The sequence below is a fragment of the Zwartia lucis genome (assembly GCF_965234455.1).
GTDB classification, from domain to species: domain Bacteria; phylum Pseudomonadota; class Gammaproteobacteria; order Burkholderiales; family Burkholderiaceae_B; genus Zwartia; species Zwartia lucis.
Map to the genome: position 1 here is coordinate 380,990 of NZ_OZ248472.1, position 12,223 is coordinate 393,212.

Sequence of the window (12,223 nt, forward strand, 5' to 3'; positions counted from 1 at the left end):
TACTGGTCGGCTCATGCTTGTTGCTGCAGTATCATTATGTTTCTCCCGATAAGGTCGCATTTTTTGCCTTGCAACGATCACCGGTTTTCGATGCGGGTATCGATGTGAATCGCATGTTGGTGTATGGGCACATGGGGCCGCCAGACCTTCAGCGTAACGTGCTTGATAAGTTGGCGCCCGAACAGTTGACTTCGGGTCCCATGACGCTGTGGTTCCAACAGACTGGCCCCCAAGCCACCGAGTATGCGATCGAACTTGTATTTCAAGCCGCGGAGTAAGGCCATGAAAACAACGATGGCATCTTTACTGCTGTTGAGTCTATTGGCCGGATGCGGTGGTGATAGCAGGGACGACAAACAAGTTTTGTCGCCCGCACCCGTGGTGCCGCCCGTCAAACAAGGTCCTGACCCTTTGCTCGCACGCCAATGGCACTTGTTTAACACTGGGCAAAGTGGTGGCGTGCCAGGCATGGACGTAGGTTTACAAGGTGTCAAAGAAACGGGGCGTGATGTTTTGATGGCTTTTGTAGATGGCGCGGTGCAATTGAGCCATCCGGATTTGGTGGCTAATGTGTTCACTATCAATGGCATGCTGCCGACCAAGAATCCCTCGCCATCTCCAGCACCACCTGATGCATTTTACAACCCTAGTGCGGGTCAATGGGATGACGCACACGGCACGGCCGTAGCCGGTATTGCTGTGGCCAGCGCCAATAACAGCTTGGGGGGTCGGGGTGTTGCGCCGGGATCTAAATTCTTGGCTTACGACGGTGTTGCAACAGGCTTGGTGGGTCCGGCATTGCGCTCGGCCATCAACCTGGGTGCTGATATCGTCAATAATAGTTGGGGTACGCTTGACGCTAGAACCGGGCGGTCAGAGACCTATCTAAGAAGCGATCCTGTATGGCGCGAGGCCATGGCAGAGGCGCTGAGTCAAGGACGCCGAGGCCTTGGCACTGTAGTGGTTTTTGCTGGAGGCAATGGCGGCCCGAATGAAGACAGCAACCGAGATGGTTATGCCAATTACCCGGGCGTGCTGACGGTGGGGGCTGTGGATCACCGTGGCCGTCCATCGTCGTATTCCGAGCCTGGTGCCAACATCTTAATCAGTGCGCCCTCTTTTAGCCTTCCGAGCCGCTCCGACACTGGGGCAGATATCTGGACTACCGACATTTCCGGTCCACGTGGTTTAGCAACTGGTGCCCTAGCAGAAAACGCAGACTATGGCCCTTTTCCGGGAGGCACCTCGGCCTCAGCGCCTATGGTGTCTGGTGTGGTGGCGCTGATGCTAGAGGCCAACCCTATGCTGAGCTGGCGTGATGTGCGATGGCTGCTAGCGCGATCAGCTCGTCCAGCCGATCTCTTGCCAGAGAAGGCCGAACCCTCGGTCATGAATGCGCAGGGATTTCATCCACGAGTGGGGTATGGGCGTGTACATGCCGGTGACGCGATCTCTGCGGCGCGCGGCTTTGCTGGGCTTCCTGCTGAAAAGCGTTGCGACAGTGGTGTGCAGCAGCTGGACCAGGCGATCGGTGACAGCCCAGCTCCTGCGCTGATCACGACGACCCGGTTCCAGGATTGCGCTCTCAACATTGTGGAGTCTGTAGAGGTGACTCTAACAGTAGATCATACCTATGTCGCCGATCTTGATGTCATGCTGATTTCACCCTCCGGCACGCGCAGCCAACTCGCAAGACCGCACTCCTGCCCTGCTATTCAGACCGCGCCTTGTGGCGACTTGTCACGTGGATGGACTTTTACTAGCGTCCGACACATGGGCGAGAGCCTTCAAGGTTCAGCGCAAAACGCATCGCTGGGGCAGTTGCAACAAGGCTGGCAGATTCAGGTCAAAGACGGACAAGCCGATGATGTCGGACGCTGGCGTTCTTTTCAGATGGTCATTACAGGACACTGAATTTTTAATATTGAAATTCGGATGCCTTTTGTGGTGGAGCGGATAACCTGCTTCATTGATCAACGAAGCACTTAGTACTTGAAACTGCCCGGCAATAACTACCCAATTTGCCGTGGGATCGTTGATCAGTTTGCTGTGAAATGAGCGTCCAGTTTGCGTGTAATACGCAGCTTTTTTTCATGGCATGAGTGTTCAAATGACACCTCAATGCGGGTATAATTAAATTTACAAAACCCGCCAAGGCTATGCGCGAAAGCGAATCCTCAAACCGGCGGGTTACTTTTTTCTGGCCTTTACTCTAGCTGCGCCAAATACGGCATGGTTTCATCATGCCGACTTTTAAACTTCCTTTTCCCAAACCAGCAACAACATATGCCGAACAGGTTTCCATTCTTCAGCAACGCGGCATCCGTGTTGATGACCCAGCCTCTGCAGAATTTTTCCTTCAGCACCTAAACTACTATCGCCTTAGTGCTTATTGGCTGCCTTTTGAACTAAGTCATGAACCGCATGAATTTCATCCAGGCACTCGGTTTGATGAAGTACTGAACCTGTACGTTTTTGACCGCAACCTTCGCCTATTGGTTCTGGATGCTATTGAGTGCATAGAAGTCTCCGCTCGCAGCCAATGGGCTTACCATCTGGCACATCGCCATGGGCCTGCTCTCACGCTGGTAGGCAACCTCAAGCCTATGCAAACACGTCGTGCAATCGCCTCGACGTATGGCCTGGATGAAAAGGTATTAGGCTCTTGGCTGCATCACTTGGCTCTGGTGCGCAACACATGTGCCCACCACAGCCGTCTATGGAACCGTGATTTCACAATAACGCCATTGCTGCCGCGTAATAAGCCCTCGTCATTGACATCACAATTTAATATTGGCTCTCGCAAGCTTTACAACTCGCTAGTCATTCTGCTGTACTGCATGAACGTCGTGGCTCCTCAGCATAGATGGAGGCTTAGGTTACAAGACCTTATCAATCAGCACAAAATCCCTGTTTCCGCGATGGGCTTCCCGCCTCAGTGGGATAAGCTGCCAATCTGGCAGTAGATGTCGTGTGAGAGCTTGGTGTGCACTGCATTTCCATGTTCGCATTGAGCAGCTTTGTTCCTCACTCAGCCAAAGATCCAAATCATTCTGACATGCTACAATAAACTTAGTTTATCTGCTTTATCAATCAAAGTTGCACATCGTTAGCTGCAGTTCATTTTTAAAGCCAACCCGGCTTAACCAGATTAGCCGGGCACCTCTTTAATCCTTAACGAGCTTAACCTCCCCTTCATAATCTGGGGTCACACAATGAATCTAGTTTCTTACTCCCAAAATTTTGAGGACGTCATGCTTTGGCGTGCCTTGAAAAATGTCAATGATGGCTTCTATGTTGATGTGGGTGCCGCTTGGCCAGATACGGATTCGGTGACAAAGCTATTTTATGATCAGGGATGGAGTGGGATCAATGTCGAACCCAATCCTGATTTTTACGCTCGCCTTTGTGCACAGCGACCTAGAGATATCAATCTTCGGATCGCAGTATCCGATCAAGATGGTGAGGGCAACTTTAATCTTTTTTCTGAAACTGGCTTATCCACACTAGATGAAGAAGTGGCCAAGGAACACGTCAAAAATAAATTTGAACGTGTTTCCATGCGTGTTACGACCGCAACACTGTCTAGTCTCTTTCAAAGATTTTTGCCGAATAAGCAAGAGATTCACTTTTTAAAAATTGATATTGAGGGTCTAGAGGCCAAAGTTTTGGCTAGTAACGATTGGTCTCTTTATCGGCCATGGATCATTGTCGTCGAATCAACCCTCCCCATGAGTCAAGTCGAGTGCCATCACACCTGGGAACCTCAATTATTGGCTGCCTCCTATACCTTTGCGTATGCAGATGGACTCAATCGGTTTTACGTAAAGAATGAGCACTTAGACCTGTTGGTTTATTTTAAATATCCACCCAATGTGTTTGACAAATTTACGCTGGCGTCTCAAGTAGGAGTCGGAGCGCGGACCTTAGCCGCAGAAGCGCGGGCCGTTGCCTTATCAAACGAATTGACCTCCGTAATAGAAAGTAGGTCATGGAAAGTCACCAAGCCCCTGCGCCACAGCTCACTTTATGCAGGGCGTTTAAAGAGATTTATAAAGCTTGCCTTCATGCAAATCGCCAAATTGCCGCCACGCGTATTATTTAAGCGCCTACTCAATAAAATGAGAGTGCTTGTGGAGCGAAAGCCAGCCCTTAAAAAGTTTTCTCTCTTGGTTCTCAATAAATTTCCACGGATAAAGTTACTCCTTCGTGGGCAAGTCACATCCGTCACAAGAACCTCCACTCAAACAGGCGTCAAACCAGAGATTTACAGCTCATCCACGTACATAAGAAAAGAAAAAATTGTTTCTCAAGTGCTTGATGGCTTGGGTCCTCAGAAATGAAAATATTAATTGACTTGCAAGCTTTGCAAACAGAAAGTGCACATCGTGGTATTGGTCGGTATACAGCTGCCTTGACCTTGGCACTGATTGATGAATTGAAAGATCACGACATCTTCGTCTTGCTTCATGAACGTGACGATACAAAAGAAGACTCGTATGACTTAACAGCCATACAGTCAAAAATTGGTGAGAAACACACCATTCGGTTCCCTCTTGCTGAACTGGTCAGCCCTGCGCTTTATTTAAACGATGATGAAGTCAGGCTGTCCAAAATCATGCGTGAGCGTTTCATCGAAGCGCTGGCACCTGATATTGTTTTGGTGACTAGCCTCTTTGAATTTAATGCGCTTAGCACGATCCCAAGCGCAGCGGATCGTTCTTATTTTTGTGCCGCCATATTTTATGACTTGATCCCTCTGACGGATCCTGAACATTATCTCCCGAATACCGTTTTAAAAGAATGGTACGAAGATAGGTTGCAGCAATTAAAACGTGCGGATGCGCTGTTAGCGATCTCTGAGTATGTTCGACTTGATCTTTTAAAACGACTGGATTTGCCTGACTCAATTGTAAAAAATATATCTGCAGGAACAAATCTCGGTCATAAAGATGGTCGGAGCAATCAAGCCTCCGTGGCCGTCACCACGGAAATGTTGGAATTAAAACCCTACGCTCTTTACGTCGGTGGGTTTGATAAGAGAAAAAATTTAGAGGGTCTTATTTCTGCTTACTCTAGGCTTGCTCCTGATATTCGCGATCGCTATCGTCTTGTGCTTGCAGGTGGGAACTCGGATTCGAGACGATTGGTGCTTGAAAATTACGTTGCACGGAAAAAATTATATAAAAATCAGGTGATTTTCTTTGGCTTTGTAGATGATGAGCAACTGATCCATTTGTATGAGAATGCACATTTATTTGTTTTCCCCTCGTTAGACGAAGGATTTGGTTTACCGCCTCTTGAAGCCATGACCCTAGGCATTCCAACGATTTCATCTAACCGTGCGAGTTTGCCTGAAGTGGTGGGTCATCAGGATGCTTTATTTGACCCTGCAAATGAATCTGAGTTTTTAAATAAACTTGAAAAAGGCTTGGTTGATGAGACATATCGCGCACAACTCATTGAACGCGGCCTAGAGCAATCTTCACGCTTTTCCTGGAAGATTACGGCTCATACGGCTGCACAATTTATTCTAAAAAAACACTCAGATTTTGTTCCTGGACAGCCTGAGCGCTATCTCTCTTTTAGAGATTTTGTAGAAAAATCTTTCAAAGACAATGATCTGCATCTAACAAAAGAGAATGGCTTAGGAATAAAAAATTTATTGACGAAGGCATTGGTTACTAGTGAGCATGCTCACACAAATGACAAGCCGCTCTTGTCAGCGGCGGAATTAAAAGTATCTGATCATTTCTCAACGACCATTCCGGATTACTCCAAGATCACTGCGCCCTATGTGTTTTCATCGATGCTCTGTCGAGAGCAGCATTTCCATCTGCCTCTCTACACCTATTGGTCCAGAATACTTGGTGAACCACTGAGATTTAATAGAAAACAATGGGAGTTTGTGTATATATGCCAAACGCTCTTTGAGCGAGGATATTTGCGAGAAGGCTTGTCTGCGATCGGTTTCGGAGTGGGTAAAGAACCGCTTGTGTCTTACTTCGCAAGTCATGGCGTTAAAGTTTTAGCAACAGATCTGGACTTAAACAAGGCGCAGGAGTTGGGCTGGGTTTCCTCGGATCAACATAGTGACAACCTGAGTGGATTAAATGAGCGTCAATTATGTGATTCGGAAAAATTTAATGCATTAGCAAGCTTTCGGACTGTGGACATGAATCACATTCCAAAAGATATTGGCGCTTTCGACTTCTGCTGGTCATCTTGTGCTTTTGAGCATCTTGGCTCGATCCGTAAAGGATTGGATTTTGTCATGAATTCAGCCCGATTGTTAAAACCGGGAGGTATCGCGGTTCATACAACCGAATATAACGTCACTTCGAATTCAAAAACGTTGGATAACAATCCGAGTTTTGTCATTTTTAGACGCTGTGACATCGAGTTGTTGGTTGGTGAACTTAAGGCTGAGGGTTTTGAAGTGGAGCCTATCGATTTCTCTTCTGGCGAAGACGAACTCGAGCGCTATGTCGATCTCCCTCCCTATCTCGATGAGCCCCATCTGAGACTGCTGCTTGCGAACGAATACGTTTCTACCTCTCTTGGACTCATTATTCGTGCTCCGCAATCGGAGAGACAATGACCCTCGCAATGATGACTGGTTTGATCAATCACTCGCATTAGATCCAAATGATTTCTCACACAAAGAAATTTCTTTTCATTCACGTCCCAAAAACGGGCGGCAATTCGGTTTCTACCGCATTACAACCCTATACGGATATTAAGTTCGTGGCAGCGAACTCCCCAAAAGGTTTTGGCATCAGCGAAAACTTTTGGCCCCTTGACCCCCTCTATGGCAGCATCAAGCACTTTTCCGTTGAGCAGTGGAATGCGTTACTGGGCAAGAGCATTTCCGATTATTTTCTATTCAGTACCGTTAGAAACCCGTTCGATCGCGCGATATCGACTTATTTTTTTATGAAACAGGCGATGATCCAACACAAAGTTTCTTGGCTTGAAGATCACTCCGATGAGGCAAGAGATCGTTTCAGCAAGAGCGAGTTTCACAATTTTCTGGTCTCCGGTGTGCCGTCCCAGCTCAGCTTCCTGAAGTCCAATACAGGGCTCAACATTCATCTGATGAGATACGAACAGCTTGCCGACGACTTTGACGCCGTTTGCCGCAAGCTTGAACTGACTCAAGCCTCTCTACCTGTGATCAATGCTTCACGCCGTCCGCCCTTGAAGCACTTATTAGATGCCGACACCCAAAAATTGTTGATTGAAACCTATGAAGAGGACTTTCGCAGTTTTGGTTATGGATATGAATTGGAACATTCAATATGAAGTATCGGATAGGTGATACGCTTCTGCACACCCTAAAACGCCTCGTTCAACGGTCCTCGCAAAACCCGCCGCGGTTTCTGTTGGACACGACAACTCAGTGGACGGCGCAGCGTATGAACCAGCCAAGCAGTGGCATCGGTCGTGTCGTCAACCGATTAACGTTCGAGCTGCTAAAACGGCCACCCCAAGGCCTAGCGGTAACGCCAATCAGGGCAGATGATGATCCGAAACATTTTCGAGCCGCTCGACGCTATCAGGCCTCGCTGCTCGGCGAATTCTTTGTTGGCAGAGAGGAGCGGGTTAAGCTGCGCCCAGGCGACCATTTTTTCGCGATGGACCTGAATCATTCTCTCGTGCACCGAACAGCATTTCTGGACCAGGTACGGCAAGCCGGTGGACGGCTTTCGGGGCTGGTGTACGATTTACTGCCTCTGCAACGGCCAGATTGGTTTCCTCCGGGGCTTGACGAAGCGCATCACCGCTGGTTCGATACTCTCTCGCAGTTCGACGATCTCGTTTGCATTTCACGTACCGTTGCCGAGGATGTACTCTCCGAATTGCAGCAACGCCTGCCCGGACATCAGCACCCCCGAGTCAGTTGGTTTCATCTCGGCTGTGAACTTCCGACCAAACCAAAAGGCGAGTTGCCACAGCAGCTCTTGGAGAGACCAACAGTACTCCTAGTCAGTATCTTGTGGAAGCGAAAGGGACATGAGCAGACCCTAGATGCCTTTGAGCGACTTTGGCAGGCTGGTGAGGATGTCAACCTCGTGTTCGCTGGCCAAGTTGGCTGGGGACTAGATCAGCTGATCAGTCGGATTGCAGAACACCCAGAAAATGGCAAACGCCTGTTCTGGTTCAACGGTCCGGACGACGGATTATTAGGGCAGCTCTATGCGCGTTGCAGTGGCGTTTTGGTTGCCTCTGAGGGTGAGGGCTTCGGTTTGCCTGTGGTGGAAGCTTTAGCACATCAGCGCCCTGTGCTCGCACGTGATCTGCCGATTTTCAAAGAGATTGCAGGAGATCGCGTGACATATTTTCGTGCGGAGAGCCCTGCGCAGCTGGCACAAGCCTTGCATCATTGGATCGCAGCCAACCCGCAGCTCGCGCCATGCGAAGATGCTCCTCCACCGCTTAGCTGGACCGAGGCAAGCGCTCAGCTTTTAGCGGCCTTGAACTTAAAAGCCTCTTGAGTTTTTTGCGAGTCGCTCCGACTGAATGTTCAACGCGTATGCATGAATATCATCATCCAACCGATTGAGTGACTTCAAATAATCCACATCTTGTTGAGAGATTTCATCACGATTTCCCAGAGAGACATTTTCAATCGGCATATCCATATCCTTGACCTCAGGAAACGCCAAGCGAAAAAGTGACATCGAGGCCTCTGGCGTTTCAGCCACAAAGAACCATGGCATGTCTTTAATTCGGCGATACACCATCAACTTTGCCGCATCCGTGTAAGGTTGCTGAAGCCAACCTGTCATATAGATTTGTCGGAAATGAAAATTGCTGATGTAGCACAAGAGGTGCTCATCCTTGACTCGGATGAACTCAGAAAAACTCTTTTCTTTGGCGAGCCTGACCAGATAGGCGTCTTTCTCAAGGAGTTGAGCGAGATGTATGTCCAAAACATTGTGGCGCCAATACCGGTACATAGAGTGCACGCGTCGCGCTGGATCTCTAAAGTTGGTCACAAGCGTATGGCCTTCGTTTACAACTTGATACACCTCGTACCCATAGTGCCCAAAATATAAATCGTACCCTCGCAACGTACTGATTTTGTCGCGACTCGATAAGTAGTCTTGAGGAGCATTCATGAATTGGGGTGCGATCGTTCCCCCATTGCTGACAGTGCTGAGTAAAAAACGGATAGAAACACCACCCGCCTTCGGGTTATGAAGAAAAAAGAACTTGCGGGGCGTCATGCGTTAACCTAATAAGAATTAACTTTGGTGTTCGGCAAAATCGTAGGAAAGCGAGCGAAACACCGACTGCGAATGCCGATTGTAAGTGATGGGGATAGGCCGCCAAGCCTCAGGGGCTGGTTTAAACCTGGCAACGATGAGTCCGTCACCACTAAAAGACTCGTACACGTCGTGTTCCGCTTCGATCACGCCACCGCATGCTTTGACAAGATCGAGGCAGCGTTCATGAGTGAGCGGGTCACCGCTGATATGATGCGCATGGGTTGAAATGAAAATCCAGTTAATCGCACCTACCTTGAACAGTGGCACGCATGATTCCAAAATATCAAACTCTGCGCCCTGGATATCACAATGCAGCAAATCGAGCTGCTTCCACCCCATGACAGCCAACAGTTGCGGCACCGTATAACAGGGTAGGCTCAGCTCCACGCCCTCAGCACTGTTGAAACGAGCATCCGGCACATCATGACGACCAGCAAAACCATGGAAAAAAGTGGGGCTGAGATTATTGAGGGATGCGTTGAGCTTTCCTAGCTCGAGATTACCTGGACGCGGTTCAAGCACAACGCCAGCACGTCGCGGCTGATCCATCAAGAACCAGTTGGTGTAATACGTCCAGAATCCACCGAGCTCCATCATTTTTGCGTCGGCGGGTAGGCGGCGAACCACTTCGTAAAAAGCACGCTCCTCTTGCGGCTCATGGTGACCGCGGCATTGGCGAATGAGCTCGGTCATCCATGCACCGTGATAACCGTCAGCCAATATCTTGAGCCCGTTGTGCATGGTCTGAATACGGCTACCCTGCTCATCTAGAGAAACAAGCCCAGCGCCCGAGACCTTGGGGATGTCATCGCTGTCCGAACAGCGAGCCGCCAGAGCGATCCGCTCTTCGACTGATGCCATGATGGGTGGAAAACGCATTCTAGAAGTTCTCCTGATGCTCATTGCAAAGACAAAAGCTGACCTTAAACTAAAACCACTATTTCACCATACCCATCATCGACATCTTTTCCACCCACTGACTCGTCAATCGCTGCATTTCGTCTAGGGAGCGCGCGTAAGTCTGTTCTGAGCGCCCTACCGGGTCTTCGACCTCTGCCTGATTTTCCCAGTGGCCAAATAAACGCGTTTTATTCACGCTGAGCGGATTGAGTCGCTGCACTCGCGCCATGTGATCACGTTCCATGCACAATACCAAGTCCGCTTGCGCCAAATGCGACGGCATCAATGCCCGTGAGCGATGTTGTGTAATCCCTTGAAAGCCGCGCTCAAGCATCAACGATTGAATCGTTGCATCCGCAAAATTACCATCCAGCGCCAAGGTCCCAACCGACTCCACCTTCACTTGCTTACCACGCAGCGCTTCCAGCAGAAAATGTTGCGCTGCTGGACTGCGGCAAATATTGGCCGTGCACACCACCAAAATCTTAAACATTCCAACGTCCTTTCAGGCTCATACTCATCTCAAACCTCGGCGCCGTGCATAGCGTGCCGAAAAACGCTGTGGAATCCAAGGCAATAACCAAGCCCCAAGACCCATCATCACCACAGCCCCAAGCAAAAACGACCACAAGCCCGAATTACTGGTGGGGTCCGCGCTTTCCGGCTCCAATAAGAAAACCAACAACATAAACAGCAGCAATCCCACCAGCGCCCCGAGAAAACGCGCCGAGCGACTGCGAATGCGTAAAGATCGACTCATTACGTTAGGACCCTCAAAAATAAATACCGAGTAAGCCAAATAGCCTACTTAAAAATGGTATATTTGGTAAGTAATACTAACAAGTATTGCAAATCAGTATTGCCAATTTTTCATGTAAAGTAATTATTTGCACTTCACGCTTAAAATTACCTCATAACGCTGTACTTCAGACTTAAAATCACCATTTCACGCATTTAAGCAGAAATCTTCTTGCCCATGTTTTACAATCCTACTTTAGGTTTTGCGACAATCTTCGGACTCGCTGTTTCCTTAGTGCTATCTGCTTTACTGGTCTTTACGCATCGCTGGCTCAAGAGATTGACTGAAGACAGGCTTGATGGCATTCAAAATGTACACTCCGGTTCAGTGCCTAGGGTGGGTGGCTTTGCAATTCTGTTGAGTTTAGTAGCCGCCACCGCTCTCTTGACAGCACCCGACTCTCAGCTGATGTTTTTGTTGCTATTGGCAGTGTTACCGACTTGGCTTTTCGGCATTGCCGAAGACCTCACTAAAACCATTAGCACCACCTTTCGGCTTGTAGCCACCATGGCCAGTGGTTTGATTGCTTGGTGGTTGACTGGCTACTCCATCAAAACCGTTGACTTACCCTGGGTTGATGCCATATTGGCTTTTACCCCCGTGGCTGTGATTTTTACCTTTTTTGCTGTGGCGGGCGTGGCCCATGCGGTCAACCTTATTGATGGCTTTAATGGCTTGGCTTCTGGCACCGTCCTGATTTGCTTGACGGCATTGGGTTGGATTGCCGCCGAGCTCAATCACACTGAACTGTTAAACCTTATCTTGGTCTTGATCGCCGTGGTCTTGGGATTTTTTATATTGAACTATCCCTTTGGCAAGCTATTCTTGGGTGATGGGGGGGCTTACACCCTCGGCTTTTTCTTGGCATGGATCGCGGTCATGCTCGTGAGCGACGCTGACGGCCTCGTCTCACCCTGGGCGCCCTTTCTCATTTGCGCCTACCCTATCCTCGAAACACTGTTTTCTATGTTGCGCCGCATTCTAAGCAACCGCCGCATAGATCATCCTGACCGCACTCACCTTCATAGCCTTGTTTATCGGCGTCTCATCCCCCGTTTATTCCCTAATACCTCCAAAACCACTCGCAACGCTCTCACCTCCCCTTTTCTGTGGCTCTTTGCAGCGGGTCCAGCTTTCGCGGGTATATTTCTGTATGGCAACACGTGGGCCTGCATTGCGGCCATTGCTGTCACTGCCGTTATTTACCTCCTACTGTACCGACGCCTGACTCGATTTCGCTGGCTATAAC

Annotated in this window: 12 protein-coding genes; 8 read left to right on the forward strand and 4 right to left on the reverse strand. The window is 49.1% G+C overall.

The window, feature by feature from the left end; all coding sequences use genetic code 11:
• The first annotated feature begins 20 nt into the window (after positions 1-20).
• The 7 genes from AC8GE9_RS01785 to AC8GE9_RS01815 all read left to right on the forward strand — a co-directional run bounded on the left by AC8GE9_RS01785 (position 21) and on the right by AC8GE9_RS01815 (position 8,498).
• The gene (locus tag AC8GE9_RS01785) at positions 21-278 is read left to right on the forward strand and encodes a hypothetical protein (RefSeq protein WP_506675394.1); all 258 of its coding nucleotides are present in this window, start codon (positions 21-23) and stop codon (positions 276-278) included.
• Between the two features lie 4 nt (positions 279-282).
• Positions 283-1,914, forward strand: coding sequence for a S8 family serine peptidase (locus AC8GE9_RS01790; RefSeq protein WP_506675395.1), 1,632 nt, complete (start codon positions 283-285; stop codon positions 1,912-1,914).
• 329 nt (positions 1,915-2,243) lie between these two features.
• Positions 2,244-2,966 carry an Abi family protein gene (locus tag AC8GE9_RS01795; protein WP_506675396.1) on the forward strand — a complete coding sequence of 241 codons (723 nt, stop codon included), beginning with the start codon at positions 2,244-2,246 and terminating at the stop codon, positions 2,964-2,966.
• Positions 2,967-3,215: 249 nt separating this feature from the next.
• A complete protein-coding gene (locus AC8GE9_RS01800; protein ID WP_506675397.1) occupies positions 3,216-4,343 on the forward strand; it encodes an FkbM family methyltransferase in 1,128 nt (375 codons plus the stop codon).
• The gene (locus tag AC8GE9_RS01805) at positions 4,340-6,601 is read left to right on the forward strand and encodes a glycosyltransferase (RefSeq protein WP_506675398.1); all 2,262 of its coding nucleotides are present in this window, start codon (positions 4,340-4,342) and stop codon (positions 6,599-6,601) included. Before AC8GE9_RS01800 ends, AC8GE9_RS01805 begins: the two co-directional genes overlap by 4 nt.
• 47 nt (positions 6,602-6,648) lie before the next feature.
• Complete coding sequence (locus AC8GE9_RS01810; RefSeq protein ID WP_506675399.1) at positions 6,649-7,305, forward strand: sulfotransferase family 2 domain-containing protein; 657 nt, start codon at positions 6,649-6,651, stop codon at positions 7,303-7,305.
• A 113-nt stretch (positions 7,306-7,418) separates the two neighbouring features.
• Complete coding sequence (locus AC8GE9_RS01815) at positions 7,419-8,498, forward strand: glycosyltransferase family 4 protein (RefSeq protein ID WP_506675400.1); 1,080 nt, start codon at positions 7,419-7,421, stop codon at positions 8,496-8,498.
• Here AC8GE9_RS01815 and AC8GE9_RS01820 read toward each other — a convergent pair.
• From AC8GE9_RS01820 to AC8GE9_RS01835, 4 genes are read right to left on the reverse strand one after another with little or no spacing between them, the layout of a single operon-like run.
• On the reverse strand, positions 8,484-9,233 hold the full coding sequence (locus AC8GE9_RS01820) for a hypothetical protein (protein WP_506675401.1): 750 nt from the start codon (positions 9,231-9,233) through the stop codon (positions 8,484-8,486). The two genes, AC8GE9_RS01815 and AC8GE9_RS01820, sit on opposite strands and share 15 nt — an antisense overlap.
• 18 nt (positions 9,234-9,251) lie before the next feature.
• A complete protein-coding gene (locus tag AC8GE9_RS01825; protein WP_506675402.1) occupies positions 9,252-10,154 on the reverse strand; it encodes an FkbM family methyltransferase in 903 nt (300 codons plus the stop codon).
• 58 nt (positions 10,155-10,212) lie between these two features.
• Complete coding sequence (locus tag AC8GE9_RS01830; protein ID WP_506675403.1) at positions 10,213-10,668, reverse strand: arsenate reductase/protein-tyrosine-phosphatase family protein; 456 nt, start codon at positions 10,666-10,668, stop codon at positions 10,213-10,215.
• Between the two features lie 24 nt (positions 10,669-10,692).
• A complete protein-coding gene (locus AC8GE9_RS01835; RefSeq protein WP_506675404.1) occupies positions 10,693-10,935 on the reverse strand; it encodes a hypothetical protein in 243 nt (80 codons plus the stop codon).
• 216 nt (positions 10,936-11,151) lie between these two features.
• Here AC8GE9_RS01835 and AC8GE9_RS01840 point away from each other — a divergent pair, with 216 nt between their 5' ends.
• Positions 11,152-12,222, forward strand: coding sequence for an MraY family glycosyltransferase (locus AC8GE9_RS01840; RefSeq protein WP_506676301.1), 1,071 nt, complete (start codon positions 11,152-11,154; stop codon positions 12,220-12,222).
• Position 12,223: the final 1 nt, after the last annotated feature.

Bases quoted from the DNA above. Each gene is read 5' to 3' on its own strand.
- AC8GE9_RS01790 (WP_506675395.1), top strand. From the start codon at position 283: ATGAAAACAACGATGGCATCTTTACTGCTGTTGAGTCTATTGGCCGGA.
- AC8GE9_RS01795 (WP_506675396.1), top strand. From the start codon at position 2,244: ATGCCGACTTTTAAACTTCCTTTTCCCAAACCAGCAACAACATATGCC.
- AC8GE9_RS01800 (WP_506675397.1), top strand. From the start codon at position 3,216: ATGAATCTAGTTTCTTACTCCCAAAATTTTGAGGACGTCATGCTTTGG.
- AC8GE9_RS01805 (WP_506675398.1), top strand. From the start codon at position 4,340: ATGAAAATATTAATTGACTTGCAAGCTTTGCAAACAGAAAGTGCACAT.
- AC8GE9_RS01810 (WP_506675399.1), top strand. From the start codon at position 6,649: ATGATTTCTCACACAAAGAAATTTCTTTTCATTCACGTCCCAAAAACG.
- AC8GE9_RS01815 (WP_506675400.1), top strand. From the start codon at position 7,419: ATGAACCAGCCAAGCAGTGGCATCGGTCGTGTCGTCAACCGATTAACG.
- AC8GE9_RS01820 (WP_506675401.1), bottom strand. From the start codon at position 9,233: ATGACGCCCCGCAAGTTCTTTTTTCTTCATAACCCGAAGGCGGGTGGT.
- AC8GE9_RS01825 (WP_506675402.1), bottom strand. From the start codon at position 10,154: ATGCGTTTTCCACCCATCATGGCATCAGTCGAAGAGCGGATCGCTCTG.
- AC8GE9_RS01830 (WP_506675403.1), bottom strand. From the start codon at position 10,668: ATGTTTAAGATTTTGGTGGTGTGCACGGCCAATATTTGCCGCAGTCCA.
- AC8GE9_RS01835 (WP_506675404.1), bottom strand. From the start codon at position 10,935: ATGAGTCGATCTTTACGCATTCGCAGTCGCTCGGCGCGTTTTCTCGGG.
- AC8GE9_RS01840 (WP_506676301.1), top strand. From the start codon at position 11,152: ATGTTTTACAATCCTACTTTAGGTTTTGCGACAATCTTCGGACTCGCT.